At 73.8% G+C, this 14,502-nt stretch carries 19 protein-coding genes and 1 tRNA gene; 11 read left to right on the top strand and 9 right to left on the bottom strand.

Annotated features, from left to right (window positions below; all coding sequences use genetic code 11):
* Nucleotides 1-75 precede the first annotated feature (75 nt).
* Entirely contained in the window at nucleotides 76-1,149 is a 1,074-nt protein-coding gene (locus BM093_RS28155; protein ID WP_093352975.1) for a methyltransferase, read from the top strand.
* Here the strand turns inward: BM093_RS28155 and BM093_RS28150 are convergent, their stop codons facing one another.
* Together BM093_RS28150 and BM093_RS28145 are read right to left on the bottom strand one after the other, a co-directional pair.
* A complete protein-coding gene (locus BM093_RS28150) occupies nucleotides 1,150-1,671 on the bottom strand; it encodes an OsmC family protein (RefSeq protein ID WP_093352970.1) in 522 nt (173 codons plus the stop codon).
* A 46-nt stretch (nucleotides 1,672-1,717) separates the two neighbouring features.
* Entirely contained in the window at nucleotides 1,718-1,933 is a 216-nt protein-coding gene (locus BM093_RS28145; protein ID WP_093352965.1) for a hypothetical protein, read from the bottom strand.
* 66 nt (nucleotides 1,934-1,999) lie between these two features.
* Between BM093_RS28145 and BM093_RS28140 the strand changes: the two genes are divergently transcribed.
* Nucleotides 2,000-2,662: a maleylpyruvate isomerase family mycothiol-dependent enzyme gene (locus BM093_RS28140; protein ID WP_093352959.1), complete on the top strand. Its 663-nt coding sequence runs from the start codon at nucleotides 2,000-2,002 to the stop codon at nucleotides 2,660-2,662.
* 201 nt (nucleotides 2,663-2,863) lie between these two features.
* Here BM093_RS28140 and BM093_RS28135 read toward each other — a convergent pair whose 3' ends face one another.
* Nucleotides 2,864-3,619 carry a MerR family transcriptional regulator gene (locus tag BM093_RS28135; RefSeq protein WP_177238751.1) on the bottom strand — a complete coding sequence of 252 codons (756 nt, stop codon included), beginning with the start codon at nucleotides 3,617-3,619 and terminating at the stop codon, nucleotides 2,864-2,866.
* 226 nt (nucleotides 3,620-3,845) lie between these two features.
* Here BM093_RS28135 and BM093_RS28130 point away from each other — a divergent pair, with 226 nt between their 5' ends.
* The 4 genes from BM093_RS28130 to BM093_RS28115 all read left to right on the top strand — a co-directional run bounded on the left by BM093_RS28130 (nucleotide 3,846) and on the right by BM093_RS28115 (nucleotide 5,480).
* Entirely contained in the window at nucleotides 3,846-4,310 is a 465-nt protein-coding gene (locus BM093_RS28130) for a hypothetical protein (protein WP_093352950.1), read from the top strand.
* Nucleotides 4,307-4,651: a winged helix-turn-helix domain-containing protein gene (locus BM093_RS28125; RefSeq protein WP_093352947.1), complete on the top strand. Its 345-nt coding sequence runs from the start codon at nucleotides 4,307-4,309 to the stop codon at nucleotides 4,649-4,651. Before BM093_RS28130 ends, BM093_RS28125 begins: the two co-directional genes overlap by 4 nt.
* A gap of 223 nt (nucleotides 4,652-4,874) precedes the next feature.
* Nucleotides 4,875-5,075, top strand: coding sequence for a hypothetical protein (locus BM093_RS28120; RefSeq protein ID WP_093352943.1), 201 nt, complete (start codon nucleotides 4,875-4,877; stop codon nucleotides 5,073-5,075).
* A gap of 3 nt (nucleotides 5,076-5,078) precedes the next feature.
* The gene (locus BM093_RS28115; protein WP_093352940.1) at nucleotides 5,079-5,480 is read left to right on the top strand and encodes a type II toxin-antitoxin system VapC family toxin; all 402 of its coding nucleotides are present in this window, start codon (nucleotides 5,079-5,081) and stop codon (nucleotides 5,478-5,480) included.
* 49 nt (nucleotides 5,481-5,529) lie between these two features.
* Here the strand turns inward: BM093_RS28115 and BM093_RS28110 are convergent.
* Nucleotides 5,530-5,602, bottom strand: a tRNA-Leu gene (locus BM093_RS28110).
* Nucleotides 5,603-5,702: 100 nt separating this feature from the next.
* On the opposite strand from BM093_RS28110, the gene BM093_RS28105 reads away from it, so the two are divergent.
* Nucleotides 5,703-6,188 (top strand): PAS domain-containing protein, encoded by a 486-nt coding sequence (locus tag BM093_RS28105; RefSeq protein WP_245773855.1) that lies wholly within the window; start codon nucleotides 5,703-5,705, stop codon nucleotides 6,186-6,188.
* A gap of 95 nt (nucleotides 6,189-6,283) precedes the next feature.
* Here the strand turns inward: BM093_RS28105 and BM093_RS28100 are convergent, their stop codons facing one another.
* Both BM093_RS28100 and BM093_RS28095 read right to left on the bottom strand, forming a co-directional pair.
* Entirely contained in the window at nucleotides 6,284-7,012 is a 729-nt protein-coding gene (locus BM093_RS28100) for a uracil-DNA glycosylase (protein ID WP_093352936.1), read from the bottom strand.
* Nucleotides 7,009-7,962 (bottom strand): Ppx/GppA phosphatase family protein, encoded by a 954-nt coding sequence (locus BM093_RS28095; RefSeq protein ID WP_093352932.1) that lies wholly within the window; start codon nucleotides 7,960-7,962, stop codon nucleotides 7,009-7,011. The genes BM093_RS28100 and BM093_RS28095 overlap by 4 nt, the downstream gene beginning before the upstream one ends.
* 137 nt (nucleotides 7,963-8,099) lie before the next feature.
* Between BM093_RS28095 and BM093_RS28090 the strand changes: the two genes are divergently transcribed.
* The 3 genes from BM093_RS28090 to BM093_RS28080 are packed head-to-tail and all read left to right on the top strand — an operon-like array spanning nucleotide 8,100 to nucleotide 11,213.
* Nucleotides 8,100-9,725, top strand: coding sequence for an acyl-CoA dehydrogenase family protein (locus BM093_RS28090; RefSeq protein WP_093353043.1), 1,626 nt, complete (start codon nucleotides 8,100-8,102; stop codon nucleotides 9,723-9,725).
* Nucleotides 9,726-9,783: 58 nt separating this feature from the next.
* A complete protein-coding gene (locus BM093_RS28085) occupies nucleotides 9,784-10,557 on the top strand; it encodes a DUF2182 domain-containing protein (protein ID WP_093352929.1) in 774 nt (257 codons plus the stop codon).
* A 56-nt stretch (nucleotides 10,558-10,613) separates the two neighbouring features.
* Complete coding sequence (locus BM093_RS28080) at nucleotides 10,614-11,213, top strand: DUF1326 domain-containing protein (RefSeq protein WP_093352924.1); 600 nt, start codon at nucleotides 10,614-10,616, stop codon at nucleotides 11,211-11,213.
* Nucleotides 11,214-11,259: 46 nt separating this feature from the next.
* Here the strand turns inward: BM093_RS28080 and BM093_RS28075 are convergent, their stop codons facing one another.
* The 3 genes from BM093_RS28075 to eno all read right to left on the bottom strand — a co-directional run bounded on the left by BM093_RS28075 (nucleotide 11,260) and on the right by eno (nucleotide 13,867).
* Nucleotides 11,260-11,751: a DUF501 domain-containing protein gene (locus tag BM093_RS28075; protein WP_245773857.1), complete on the bottom strand. Its 492-nt coding sequence runs from the start codon at nucleotides 11,749-11,751 to the stop codon at nucleotides 11,260-11,262.
* Between the two features lie 67 nt (nucleotides 11,752-11,818).
* Nucleotides 11,819-12,421 carry an FtsB family cell division protein gene (locus BM093_RS28070; protein ID WP_093352920.1) on the bottom strand — a complete coding sequence of 201 codons (603 nt, stop codon included), beginning with the start codon at nucleotides 12,419-12,421 and terminating at the stop codon, nucleotides 11,819-11,821.
* 150 nt (nucleotides 12,422-12,571) lie between these two features.
* Entirely contained in the window at nucleotides 12,572-13,867 is a 1,296-nt protein-coding gene (eno, locus tag BM093_RS28065) for a phosphopyruvate hydratase (RefSeq protein ID WP_093352916.1), read from the bottom strand.
* Nucleotides 13,868-13,998: 131 nt separating this feature from the next.
* On the opposite strand from eno, the gene BM093_RS28060 reads away from it, so the two are divergent.
* The gene (locus tag BM093_RS28060; protein WP_425439206.1) at nucleotides 13,999-14,415 is read left to right on the top strand and encodes a tetratricopeptide repeat protein; all 417 of its coding nucleotides are present in this window, start codon (nucleotides 13,999-14,001) and stop codon (nucleotides 14,413-14,415) included.
* The last annotated feature ends 87 nt before the right edge of the window (nucleotides 14,416-14,502 follow it).

The raw sequence follows: 14,502 nt of genomic DNA, 5'->3' as shown, positions 1-14,502 counted from the left end.
GACGGGGGTCCGCCGAACGATGGACTTGCCGGCGCCGGCGCTCCGCCGGACGCGCTGGTCGTTAGGGTCGGCGCCGTGGCGGCTGTCGAGGACGCACCGGACCCCACCGGGCTCTACCGCATCCGCGACGGCGCCTACGCCGCCGACCTGCTCATCGCCGCGGTCGCCGAGTTCGACCTGTTCACCCGGCTCGCCGAGCACGGCCCCGGCACCGTGGCCGACGTCCGCGCCGCGCTCGGCCTGGCCGAGCGCCCCGCCGACGTGCTGTTCACCCTGTGCGCCGCGCACGGCCTCGTCGACCGGGACCTCGACGCCGGTGACGTCGTCGCGGTGACCGACCTGGGACGCAGCCACCTCGCCGCGGGTTCCCCGCTCGACCTGCGGGCCTACTACCGCTCACTCGCCGAGCGGCCGGCCGTGGCCGAGTTCGCGCACGTCCTGCGCACCGACGAGCAGGCCGCGTGGGCGAGCGCCACGGCCACGAGCGCGTCCGCACAGGACGCCGACTGGTCCGGCCGGCTGGGGGACGTGGCGTTCGCCGAGCGGATCACCGCCGCGATGGACGCCCGGGGTGCCTACCTGGCTCCGCGGCTCGCGGCCGCGGTCGCCGACGTCCCGCTCCGCGCGGTCCTCGACGTGGGCGGCAGCTCCGGGGTCTACGCGGCGGCGCTCCTCGACGCCCGCCCGGGCGCCCGGGGCACCGTGGTCGAACGCTCCCCCGTCGACGTCGCCGCCCGCACGTTGATCGAGGCGCGCGGCCACGGCGACCGCCTCGACGTCGTCACCGGCGACATGTTCGGCGAGCCGCTGCCGGGCGGCCACGACGTCCACCTGTTCTCCCAGGTCCTGCACGACTGGGACCGTCCGCGGGTCGAGCACCTGCTCCGGGCCTCGTTCGAGGCGCTCGAACCCGGCGGCCGGCTGCTGGACCACGACACCCACGTCGTCGCGGACAAGCGCGGGCCGTTGCCGGTGGCCGAGTACTCGGCGCTGTTGATGCACTCGACCCCGGGCAAGTGCTGGTCGGTCGCCGAGCTGGCCGAGATCGCCGAGGGCGTCGGGTTCGTCGACGTCGAGCACCGGCCGACCGTCGCCGACCGGGGCGTGCTGCTGGCCCGCAAGCCCCCGCGCCGGGCGGACCGACCGTGATCAGGCCGGTGCGCCGGTGGTGACAGGCGTGGCGTTGCGGAACAGGTCGAGCACCGGGCAGTGGGCGTCGACCGTCTCGCGCAGGCGCTGGTACTCCTCCGGGGAGGCGGGGCCCCGGAGGTCGACGACCAGTCGGACCTCTCCGAAGCCCGGACGCACCTCGTCGTCGATGCCGAAGAAGCCACGCACGTCGAGGTCGCCCTCGACGTCGACGTGCACGTCCTCGACCGGGATGCCCAGCTTCGCGGCGTAGAACCGGTAGGTCACGACCTGGCAGGACAGGAGGCTCGCGAGCGCGAACTCCACCGGGTTGGGGGCCGCGTCGTCCCCGCCGAGTGCGGGCGGTTCGTCGACGAGCACCTCGTGGTTGCCGATGCGGATGTGCGAGCGGACGCCGGCGCCGGCGTCGCCCGTGGCGCGGAAGAGCGCCTGCGCGTTGCCGACGTCCTGCGACACCGCCTCGGCCGTGGCGTCGACGATGCCCGCGAGCGCGGTGTCACGAGGGGTCTGGGTGCTGGTCATGCGTGATCTCCGGAGAGGCGTGGGAACGGGGGACGCGCAGGAACGGTCAGCGACGACAGGTCGCGCCGGCCGTCAGCACCAGGTCGATGTGGAGGCGTCGCACGCACACGAACATCTGCCACCCCCTCAGGAGATCCACGATGACGGTAACGAGCCGGTGCGGCGCGGTCGATCGGGCGCCCACACACCGGAAACGATCTTCCAGAAGTCCGGACAACCGCGGCACGCCGTCGATCCGGTTCGGCCCGATCTCCCCGGTCACCGATGATTTCCGTCCACAGAGGCGGTCCCGACCGGAGACGACGCCACACACCGCAGGAGATCGAGCATGACCGAACCCGCCGCACGGCTGTCCCGGAAGGAGCTGTGGGCCGCGATCCGCACCGAGCGTGCAGCACTCGTCGAGGACCTGGCCGCGCTCGACCCTGCACAGTGGACGGTCACGTCGCTCTGCGACCGGTGGACCGTCGAGGACGTGGTCGCCCACTTGACCACGGCCGCGACGACGGGTCGGGTCCGCTGGATCCGCAGCGTGCTCGCCGCGCGCTTCGACTTCGACCTGCACAACGACCGCGGCATCGCCGAGCACCGTGGCGCCTCCCCCGCCGAGACCCTCGACCGGTTCCGCGCGGTGGTCGCCGACACCACCGCCGCGTCGGGGCACACCCCGGCGTGGCTCGGCGAGGTCGTGGTGCACGCGCAGGACATCCGCCGACCGCTCGGCCTCCCCCGGCTGCCCGGCATCGCGGCGCTGACCGCCGTCGCCGAGTTCTTCGTCGGCCGGGACTTCACCGTCCCCGGGAAGACGGCCGCCGCCGGGCTGCGGCTGGAGGCCACCGACGGGCCGTTCCGGCACGGCGACGGACCGCTCGTGCGCGGCACGACCGAGGCGCTGACGATGGCACTCGCCGGCCGCGGGAGCTGCTGCGACGACCTCGAGGGTCCCGGCGTCACCACGCTGCGTGCCCGCGCCGCCCCGACGGGCGGGTAGCGCATCTCCCGCGCCTCAGCACCGTCCGGCATCGGCCACGGAGACCGCTGCCAGGTCGTATCGGGCTGTTCGAGTCCGCCGGGGTCTCGTTCCAGGACTCGTTCGCCCGCGTTCCGGGTGGCCTTCGCCCTGCACGCCGCGGCCGGGGAGTGGTGGCTGCGCCGCACCCCCGCCCTCACGGCCTGAGCGGGTCCGCGCAGGTCAGGTCCGCCGGGCGTGGTCCGGTCCGGCGGAGAACAGCTCGTCGAGCAGCGGACCCGCCCCGGCCGGCGCGGTGGCGTCGAGGTACGCCCCACCGTGGGTGACGGTCAGACTGAAGCGGAAGAACGGGCAGCAGGCCACCTCGTCGACGAGCAGGACCGCGACCTCCCCGATCCGCTCCGGCGGGATGTCGACGCGGAGGGTCGCGTCGTCGAGCTGTCGTGGCACGGCGCCTGCCAGCACCGCACGCCAGCGCGCCAGCCGGGGCGCGTGGTCGGCGGCCGGGAGGGAACACGCGATCGGCGCCGTGCCACCGGCGTCCGCCGGCAGGCCGGAGGATCCGGCGCGCTCGCCCATGACCGCACGGCATCCCGGGTCGCACGGGACCTCCCGCGCGGGCAGCGTGCGCAGGCGGTCCTGTGCCGCGGTGAGGTGCCGACGGAGCTCGTGGAGATCCTGCGCCCGGGCTTCGAGTTCGGCGAGCTGCTCGGCGATCAGCGGGAGGAGCCGGTCCCGAACGTCGCGGCACGCGCCGTTCTCCCGGACCCGCAAAAGGTCCCGGATCCGGGTCAACGACAGCCCGAGGTTCTTCGTGGTCGCGATGAAGCGGACGCGCTCGATGTCGTGGTCGTCGTAGCTGCGGTACCCGCCCGCGGTGCGCTGCGCCGGCAGCAGACCCCGGGCTTCGTAGTAGCGCAGCGTCGTGGCAGGGAGCCCGACCCGCTCGGCGAGCTGGGAGATGCGGTAGCGGACCACGACGGCGACGGTAGGCCTTCGAGCCGGGTCGAAGGTCAAGCCTGACGGCCCAGCACCCCCGCGACGGCCCGGGTCGGCCCGACGCGTGCTCGCGCCCCCACCGACGCGGGGAGCGGACCCCGTCGACGATCCGGCGGCGCTGTTCACGCCCACCCAGCACCTTGACTGCCCTGTCGAAGTCGCATACGTTTTCCATATCGAAAGTAGATGCAGTGAGGAGAGCATCATGCCCGGATCACCCGAGCTCGATCAGGTACGCGAGGCGCGACGCAAGCTGGCCGCCTACGCAGGCTTCTCGCGCACCTACTGGGTGGTTCACGGCTGCGCCCTGGTGCTGCTGGCGGGGCTCCCGATCTGGCTGTCGTATCTCCCCGGTGCGGCCCCCGGGGTCCAGTGGGTGCTGGTGGCGATCGCCGCCGTCGCGACGGCCCACTCGGTGATCCAGCGCCGGCGCACGGGGGTGCAGCTTCCGCGCCGGATCGGTGCGTACCCCAGCGCGCGGTGGCTGTGGTACGCGGTACTCGTGATCTCCCTGGCCGGCCTCGGACTCATCCATGTGCTGGTCGCCGGCGGACAGCGCACGGCAGCCCTGCTCGTCCTGCTCCCCGTGGCTGCGGCGATCTTCGCCGGTCAGCACAGGATCCGGGCGAAGATGCGTGACGACATCGCTGCCGGCCGGATCGCACCGTGACCGCAGCCCGCGGTCCCGACACCGGGGCGTCGGACGCCGGGGTGGCCGGAGTGCGGCAACCGATCTTCGAGACCGGGCCGCGGCTGGCACTCTGCGCGCTGCTGCAGGGAGCCGACTGGGTCGAGTTCGCCACGGTGCGCGACCTCATCGGCGTCAGCGACTCCGCGGTGTCGAAGCACAGCCGGACCCTGGAGGACGCCGGCCACCTCGAGATCCGCAAGGGCTCGGTCGGCAGACGTCCCCGGACCTGGCTCCGGCTCACTTCCTCCGGCCGCACCGCACTGAGCGCCCACCTCACCTGGCTGACCGAGCTGCGCCACGCCATCGACGAGCCACAGTGAGGACGACGCGTGCACACCATGACCCCGGCAGGCGGCGCCCACCAACCTGCTGATCGGGGAGCTGTGCAGGATCGGTGCCGGAGCCGGCGCCGATCCTGCGCGACTCCCCGATCATCGACCATGGTGCGTGCATCCGCGTCCGTGGCTCGCCCGCGCCGCGTCGACATGCCTACCCGAGCCGGGAGGATGCGATACTCGATCCTGAGCGCGAGGGGAGGCGAGCATGACCACCGACAGCGCAGACGACGGTCCGTCGGCGCCCCGGGTGCGGCCTCGTGTATCGATCGAGGAACTGGCCCGGCGCAAGGGCGTGCAGCCCGTGGAGTCCCTCGACGACATGGCCCGGGACGTGTTCAGCTCCGACGACGACCTCGACGAGTTCCTCACCTTCGTCCACGCCGACCGACAGGCCGGGCTCGCGTAACCGATGCGGCCCGTCGTCCTGGACACCGATGTCTCCTCCCAGGCCCTCAAGAACCGGCTCACCGGACCACTGGCCACCAGGCTGATCGGGGCCACGTGGTGCGTGACCTTTGTGACCGTCGCCGAGCTGTGGCAGTGGGCCGAGATCCGGCACTGGGGGCGCCGGACCCGTGACCAGCTCGACGACTGGCTCTCCCGAGTCGTGGTCGTGGACTCCGACGAGACGGTCTCCCGGGCCTGGGGTCGGCTCAACGCCGGCGCTCGCCTCCGAGGACGCTCCCGCCCGGTGAACGACTCATGGATCGCCGCCGCGTGCATCGCCAACGACGTCCCGCTCGCGACCTTGAACACCAAGGACTTCGCCGACTTCGCCGAACACGACGGCCTCGTCCTGCTGCCGTCCTGATCACTCGCCACGCGCACCTGCCTGCTGGTGATCTCCGCGCGGAGTGAGGTGCCCCCGGTGGGACTCGAACCCACACTGGGACCCTTTTAAGGGGCCTGCCTCTGCCGTTGGGCTACGGGGGCGCCGCGTCACCCTATCCGCGCACGACCCGCGGTGAGGGTGGGCACCGACCCACGGTCGCCGCCACCGGCCACGAGCCTCGGTAGACTGTATGCTGTGTTCGTGGATCCTACGCTGACCTCGGCGAACCTGATCGCACGATCGATCCTCTCCGGCCCCGACGCGATCGTCGCGGCGGACCGGAGCGGGACCATCACGTACTGGAACCCCGGTGCCCAGCGGATCTTCGGGTTCTCCGCCGAGGAGGCGACCGGCCGATCGTTGGACCTGATCATCCCGGAGCGGTTGCGCGACGCGCACTGGGCCGGGTGGCAGAAGGTGATGGACACCGGCCGCAGCCACTACCACGACGACGACCTGCTCGCCGTTCCCGCGCTCCACCGGGACGGGAGCACGATCTCGGTCGAGTTCAGCATCAGCCCGCTGCTCGACGACGACGGCGGCGGGCTGGTCGGCATCGCGGCGACCCTGCGCGACGTCACCACGAAGTTCCAGGAGACCCGGGCGCTGCGCCGGGAGGTCCGGGAACTGCGCCGCCGTCTCGAGGAACCCGCTCCGGACTCCCCCACCACCGCGACGAGCCCCTGACCTGCGGTTGTGCCGGTGGTGCGTATCGGTAAGCAGAGCAAAGGCGCCCCAGGAGCCCACCCTCGTCCCGGACGGCCGGGCGGCGGGAAGATCGGCTACGGCGCGGTCGGCGACAGCCCGCCGGCCCGAGCGGTGTCGGCCAGAACCTGCTCGAGCATCGCCGGGGTGAGCCGTCCGGTGAAGGTGTTCTGCTGGCTCACGTGGTAGCAGCCGAACAGCTCCAGCGGCTCCCGCCCGGGCACCGACGGCTGCAGGGTCACCGACGCACCGTGCCCGAACTTCGGCGCGGGCCGGGGCACCGCCCAGCCGACCCCCGCCAGGACCGGCAGCAACGCCTGCCAGCCGAACCCGCCCAGCACCATGATCGACCGCACGGTCGGCGACAGCAGGGCGAGCTCGCGTTCGAGCCACCCGCGGCAGGTGTCCCGCTCGGCCGGTGTCGGCTTGTTCGCCGGCGGCGCGCAGTGCACCGGCGCGGTGATCCGGACGCCGTGGAGCTCGAGGCCGTCGCCGGGGTGCACGGCCGTGGGCTGGGAGGCGAGGCCGACGGCGTGCAGCGCCGCGTACAGCACGTCACCGCTGCGGTCCCCGGTGAACATCCGTCCGGTGCGGTTGGCTCCGTGCGCGGCCGGTGCGAGCCCGACGATCAGCATCGCCGCGTCGGCCGGGCCGAAGCCGGGGACCGGCCGCCCCCAGTAGGTCTGGTCCCGGAACGCCGCGCGCTTCTCGACCGCGACCCGTTCCCGCCACTCGACCAGCCGCGGGCAGGCGCGGCAGCCGGAGATCTCGCGGTCGAGCTCCGCCAGTGCCGACGCGACGCTCATGCGATCGAGTGCGCGATGCCGTCCAGGATGTCGTGCTCGGAGACGACGATCCGCTCGATCCCGGCGCGGGCGTGCAGCTCGTCGGCCAGCGCCTGCACGACCAGCGACCCGGCCCCGATCACGTCGACCCGGCCCGGGTGCAGCGCCCCGTGCTTCTCCCGCTCGGCGCGCGAGGACCGGATCAGCAGGTCCGAGACCCGGTGCAGGTCGTCGCGGGACAGGGTGGACAGGTGCACCTGCTCGCGGTCGTACTCCGGCAGCTCCTGCGCGATCCCGGACAGCGTCGTGATCGTCCCGGCCACGCCCACCCAGGTCCGCGCACCCTCGACGGGGACCGAGGCGAACGCCTGCGCGAGCACCTCCGAGGCGACCCGGCGGGCCTCGGTGATCTCGGACTCGGCGGGCGGGTCGGAGGGCAGGCACCGTTCGGTCAGCCGCACCGAACCCATGTCCACCGACCGCGCCGCGCTCACCCGGGCACCGTCGTCGTCCAGCTCCCCGACGACCACCTCGGTGGAGCCGCCACCGACGTCGGTGACGACGAACGGGCCGTCGTCGGGGTCGAGGTCGCCGACGGCGCCGATGAACGACAACCGCGCCTCCTCGTCACCGGTGATGATCTCGGCGTCGACGCCGAGGGTGTCGCGGACCATGGCGAAGAAGTCCTCGCGGTTGGACGCGTCGCGGGTCGCCGAGGTCGCCACCATCCGCACCCGCTCGGCCCCCTTGCGCCGGGCCGCGACGGCGTAGTCGACCAGCGCCGCCCGGGTGCGTTCCAGGGCCTCGGGGTCGAGCCGCCCGGTCGCGTCCACGCCCTTGCCGAGCCGCACGATCCGCATCTCCCGATGCAGGTCGCGCAGCTCCTTGCGGCCGTCGAACGCCTCGGTGACGTCGGCGACGAGCAGTCGGATCGAGTTGGTCCCGCAGTCGATGGCGGCCACGCGCGACATGCAGGTCACCGTACGCACGCACCGGCCGCACCGCTCCCGGACCCCGTGCGTCGCCGCGGAAGCGGGTTACTCTCGGGTACGTGACGACGACGCACACCCGGCCGGAGGCGCCCGGCCGTCCGGCCCCGCGCAGCGACCTGGGCACCCACGAGGTCACCAACCAGGTCCCGCCCCGCTCCGGTGGCGACCTGCTCTCCGCCGATCCCGCCCTCGCCGAGGCGCTCGGCCGGGAGGGCGGCGACCCGGCGGCCGTCGACCGTCTCGCCGCGGTGGTCGGCACCGACGAGCACCGCGAGCACGCCCGTGCCGCCAACGTCCACGAGCCGCAGCTGCGTTCCCACGACCGCACCGGGCACCGGATCGACGAGGTCGGGTTCCACCCGTCCTGGCACGAGCTGATGCGGACCAGCGTCGAGCACGGCCTGGCCGCCGCGCCGTGGACCGCCGCACCCGGGACCGGCGCGCACGTCACCCGGGCCGCCGGGTTCTACCTGACCTCGCAGGTCGAGCAGGGTCACCTCTGCCCGATCTCGATGACCTACGCGGCCGTGCCGGCGCTGCGCCACGCCCCGGACCTGGCCGCGGCCTACGAGCCGGGGCTGGCCGCGCGCTCCTACGAGCCCGGCCTCGCCGACCCGGCCGCCAAGACCGGCCTGCTCGCCGGGATGTCGATGACCGAGAAGCAGGGCGGTTCCGACGTCCGCGCCGGCACCACGGTCGCGCACCACCAGCCGGACGGCAGCTACCGCCTGACCGGGCACAAGTGGTTCACCTCGGCCCCGATGAACGACCTGTTCCTCACCCTCGCCCAGGCACCGGGCGGGCTGACCTGCCTGGTCCTGCCCCGCGTCCTCCCCGACGGCACGCGCAACGCGATCCACCTGCAGCGCCTCAAGGACAAGCTGGGCAACCGGTCGAACGCGTCGTCGGAGATCGAGTACCACGGCGCGGTCGGGTGGCGGGTCGGCGACGAGGGCCGCGGCGTCCGGACGATCATCGAGATGGTGTCGATGACCCGGCTCGACTGCGTGCTCGGGGCGGCCGGCACCCAGCGGGCCGCGGTCACCGAGGCGGCACACCACGTGGCACACCGGTCGGCGTTCGGCGCCCGGCTCGCCGACCAGCCGTTGATGCGCGAGGTCGTCGCCGACCTGGCCGCCGAGACCGAGGCCGCGACCGTGCTCGCGTTGCGGCTGGCCGGCGCGGTCGACCGCAGTGCCGGCGACCCGGCCGAGGGCGCGCTGCTGCGGCTCGCCCTGCCGGTCACGAAGTACCTGGTGTGCAAGCGGACCTCGGCAGTGGTCGCGGAGGCCCTCGAGTGCCTGGGCGGCAACGGCTACGTCGAGGAGTCCGACCTGCCACGGCTGTACCGGGAGGCGCCGCTGAACTCGATCTGGGAGGGCTCGGGCAACGTCACCGCGCTCGACGCGCTGCGCGCCATCGCCCGCGAGCCGCACGCCGTGGACGCGCTGCTCGCCGAGATCGACCTGACCTCCGGCGCCGACCCGCGGCTCGACGCGTGCGTGGCCGCGCTGCGCACCGAACTGGCCGCACCGCAGGAGCGGCGGGCGCGCCGGCTCGCCGAGCTGGCCGCGCTCGCCCTGCAGGGATCGCTGCTGGTGCGCCACGCCCCGGACCCGGTCGCGCAGGTGTTCCTCGCGACCCGGCTGGACGCCGACGGCCCGCTGCGCACCGCGGGGGCACGGCCGGGCTCCGACGCCGTCGGCGCGCTGCTGGAGCGGGCCACCCCGCAGGCCGGGTAGGGGTCGCCGGCCGGGCCGCGGAACGATTCGGGAACGGTCCGGCCGCCAGCATCGGCGGGTGCCCACCACCGGTCAGGTCTCCGCCCGGCGCGATCCCGCGCCGCTCCTCTGGTCGCTGACGGCCGCCGGCTGGGTGGCGCTGCTCGCGCTGGAGATCGTCCCGGGCGCCCACCCCGCCCATCCCGCCGAGGCGGTGGCCGGTCTGGCAGCCGGCCCGCTGCGCCCGGCGGCCCTGGTGCTCTTCACCGGCGGGTGGCTGGTGATGGTCGCCGCGATGATGCTGCCGACGACCGTGCCGATGGCGCGGATGTTCACCGTGGTGAGCAGCCGGCAGGACGCAGCGGGCCCGGTCCGCGCCGCGTTCTTCGCCGCCTACCTCGCGGTCTGGCTCGGGTTCGCCGTCGTGGCGCTGGTCCTGCTCGTCGCCATCGCGCCGCTGCTCCACCAGGTCCCGCACGGCATCGGCCTGGCCGCAGCGCTCCTGCTGGCCGGCACGTTCCAGTTCACCCCGCTCAAGCAACGCTGCCTGACCCTCTGTCGCGACCCCGCCGCGTTCCTCTTCACCCGCTACCGCCGGGGGGTGGCCGGCGCGTGGTCGGTCGGCACCCGGCACGCGCTGTCCTGCCTGGGCTGCTGCTGGGCGCTGATGCTGATCATGTTCGCCACCGGCGTCGCCGACCTGGTGTGGATGCTCGGGCTGACCGCGGTGATGGTCGCCGAGAAGACCGCCCGCTGGGGCAGGCGGCTCGTGCGGCCGGTCGGGGTCGTCCTGCTGCTGGCCGGGATCGCCGTCGCACTGGTTGGCACCGGCCCGCCGGCACACCTGCACTGACCACACGACCGAACGACACGCGGCATCGCCGAACACCGGCACGGAAGGGGACGGTCATGGGATACGACATCCGGGGACGCCTGTGCGAGATCTGCAGCTGCGCGGTCTACTGCCCGTGCTGGGGCGGCGACGACCCCGACGGGGGCACCTGCAACTTCACCTGGGTGTTCCACTTCGACAGCGGCCACGTCGACGGGGTCGAGGTCGCGGGGCTGAACATGGGGTTCGTCGGGCACGTGCCCGGCAACGCCCTCGACGGCGACGTCCGCCTGCTCGTCGTGGTCGACGACCACGCCTCCCCGCGGCAGGAGCAGGCACTGCTCGCCGCGTTCACCGGCCGGCTCGGCGGGCCGCTGGCCGATCTGGCGGACCTGGTCGGCGAGGTCGTCGCGGTCGAGCGGGCGCCGATCGAGTTCGACGTCGCCGAGGGCACCGGCAAGGTCCGTGTCGGGGGCCGGTTCGAGGGCGAGGTGGAGGGCCAGCGGTCCCCGAACGGGAACCCCACACAGCTCGTCGACACCGTGCTGTCGCCGGTGCTCGGCTCCCCCGCCTATCCCGGGCGGGTCAACCGCTTCGCGCTCACGGCCGGCGACCGCGGCTTCGACTTCCCGGCCCGCAGCTCCACACAGAGCGAGTTCCACCACGTGAGCGCGTGACCCACGACGACCCGGCCCGGCAAACCGGGGTACGGGGTGGCGGCGTTCAGCCGCAGTCCCCGCCGCGCCACCACGCGCCGATCTCGGCGAGCGCCTCGTCGCCGAACGGGTTCACCCCGGACCCGGCGGCCAGGGCGTGCGCGACGTGCACGTGCAGGCACTTGACCCGGTCCGGCATGCCTCCGGCCGTGACGTCCGGGTGGGTGGGCAGCGGCTCGATCGCGTCCCGCTCGGCCAGGTAGGCCTCGTGCGCGGCCCGGTAGCGCCGGGCGAGGTCGGCGTCGAGGGCGAGCCGGTCCTGCATCTCGCGCATCCGGCCCTCGGCCTCCAGGGTCCCGATCCGGGACGTCAACCGGGCGCAGGTCAGGTAGTACAGCGTCGGGAACGGGGTGCCGTCCGGCAGCCGCGGCGCGGTCTGCACCACCGTCGGGTGCCCGGACGGGCAGCGGTAGCCCACCGCCAGGATCCCGCGCGGGGCGCGCCCGAGCTGGCGGGCGACGGCGTCGAGGTCGCCCTGGGAGACGGGCCCGGCCTCCAGGCCGGGGGGACGGTGGTCCTGCGCAGCGCTCACCCGTTCATCGGGCGCCCGTTCGTCACTCACCGGTTCATCGTCGCGGTTCGCCCGAGACGTCGTCCCACAGGGTGTGGAACCACGGGACGCCGGGCTCGGCCTGGCCGTCGAACGTCTCCGGCGCCGGTGGGGCCGGGAACTGCACGATGTAGGGGGTCTCCCCCGGCTGCACCATGCCGAGCCGGGTGCGGGCCTGCGCCTGGACCTCGGCCGGGTCGGAGAGCCGGGCCCGGTCCGCGGCCAGCCGGGCCACGTCGGCCTCCAGCGCCTGCTGCTGCTCGGACACCGCCGCGAGCTCCTGGCGCTGGGACACGAAGTTGTGCAGCGGGACGGCGACGGTCAGCGCCAGCGCGCACACCACCAGCGCCAGGATCGCGGCCCGCTTGGTCGACGACAGGCCGAGCATCCCGGTCGTCCGGGCCACGACCTCCCCGGCCCGCGAGCGGGCCCGGGTCAGCCGGGGCCGCGCCGGCGCCGGACCGGCCGGGCGCGACCGCGCCGGCGCGTCGCGGGAGCGCTCCGAGCGGGTGCTCGCCGAGCGGGACGGCGCGGTGCGCGGCTTGGCCGCCGTACGGGCGCGGCCGGTCCCGGAGGCACGCGCCCGCGTGTCACGGCTACGCCCGCGCCTGTCGGCCATGCGTCCTCCTCGTCCGGTCGGGGCGGCCGGGTCCCGGAGCCACCCGGCGGCGGTACCGCTGCGTGCACGACCACCCCAGGATGCCGCCCGATCGGGCGGCGGTCCGGGTGCCGCGCCGAGTCGATCCGACACGGCACCCGATCCGGAGACTTAGCCCTGCCCGGGGACCTGGTAGCGCGGGAACGCCAGCTCACCGTTGTAGCGGGCCGCGTCGCCGAGCAGCTCCTCGATGCGCAGCAGCTGGTTGTACTTCGCCACCCGCTCGGAGCGCGCCGGGGCACCGGTCTTGATCTGGCCACAGCCGGTGGCGACGGCGAGGTCGGCGATGGTCACGTCCTCGGTCTCCCCGGAACGGTGGCTCATCATGCAGCGGTAGCCGGAGTTGTGCGCCATCGTCACCGCATCGAGCGTCTCCGACAGCGTGCCGATCTGGTTGACCTTCACCAGCAGCGCGTTGGCGGCGCCGCGGCCGATGCCGTCCTCGAGGCGCTCCGGGTTGGTGACGAACAGGTCGTCGCCGACCAGCTGGACCTTGTCGCCGAGCGACTCGGTCAGCGACACCCAGCCGTCCCAGTCGTTCTCGTCCAGCGGGTCCTCGATGGACACCAGCGGGTAGGCGCCGACGAGCTCGCTCCACACCTCGGCGAGCTTGTCCGCGGACAGCTTCTTGCCCTCGAACGCGTACTTGCCGTCGGAGTGGAACTCGGTGGCCGCGACGTCGAGGGCCAGCACGACGTCGGTGCCGAGGGTGTAGCCGGCCCGCTGCACCGCGGCGGCGATGAGGTCCAGCGCCCCGCGGGTGCCGCCCTTGACGTCCGGGGCGAACCCGCCCTCGTCGCCGAGGCCGGTCGAGAGGCCCTTGTCCTTCAGCTCGGACTTCAGGGCGTGGTAGACCTCCGCACCCCAGCGCAGCGCCTCGCGGAAGGTCTCCGCACCGATCGGCGCGATCATGAACTCCTGCACGTCGACGGAGGTGTCGGCGTGCGCACCACCGTTGAGGATGTTCATCATCGGCACCGGCAGCACGTGCGCGTTGGAGCCGCCGACGTAGCGGAACAGCTCCAGGCCGGACGACTCGGCGCCGGCCTTCGCGACCGCCAGCGAGACCCCGAGCAGCGCGTTCGCGCCGAACTTCGACTTGTCCGGGGTGCCGTCGAGGTCCACCAGCCGCTGGTCGACCAGCCGCTGGTCGACCGCCTCGACCCCGACCAGCTCCGGGCCGATCTCGTCGAGGACCGCCGCGACGGCCTTCTCGACGCCCTTGCCGCCGTACCGCTTCTTGTCGCCGTCGCGCAGCTCGACGGCCTCGTGCTCCCCGGTCGAGGCGCCCGACGGGACCGCGGCACGGGCCAGCGTGCCGTCGTCCAGTGCGACCTCGACCTCCACCGTCGGGTTGCCCCGCGAATCGAGGATCTCGCGTGCCCCGACCTGCTCGATGACCGCCACCGTGGCTCCTGTTCTCATGGGGGTCTCGTCCGGGGGGCAGCGTAGTCACCCACCCCCGGTCCGCGGGCGGTGCTGCGACGCCCGTCTCCGGATGAGCCTCGCGTCGCGCGCGAATGCCACCTAACGTGGGAATGACCATGAGCAGTCGACGCGCACACTCCTCGGACCCGATCGCCGCGTTCCGGCGTGCCGAGGAGCTGCTCTCCCGGCGCCGCCCGCTCGAGGCGCTCGACGCACTCGGCTCCGTCCTCGCCGCCGGGGACCCGGACGACCCGCCGGACGCCTCGGTGCACCTGCTCGCCGGGCGCGCCTACCTCGACTCCGCGCAGCTACGCCGGGCCGAGGACGAGTTCACGCTGGTGATCGAGATCGACCCGGCCGATCACTACGCCCGGTTCGCGCTCGGCCGGACCCTGCAGCGCCAGGGACGGCTGTCCGAGGCCGAGACCCAGCTGAAGATGGCCGTGGCGATGGACCCGCGGCCCGAGTACCAGGAGGCGCTCGGCGAGGTGCGGGCCCGGATCGCGGTCATCGGCGACCGTCCCTGACGCTCCGCCCCTGACCGTCCGCGGCTGACCGCCCGCGGCTGACCCTTCGCGGCTGACCGTCCGCGCCGAAAGTCCTGACCTGGGGCG

Source organism: Pseudonocardia ammonioxydans (assembly GCF_900115005.1).
In the GTDB taxonomy this organism is placed as follows: Bacteria; Actinomycetota; Actinomycetes; order Mycobacteriales; family Pseudonocardiaceae; genus Pseudonocardia; species Pseudonocardia ammonioxydans.
Note: the sequence above shows the minus strand (reverse complement) of the source record. Positions and strands in the feature narration are given on the sequence as shown.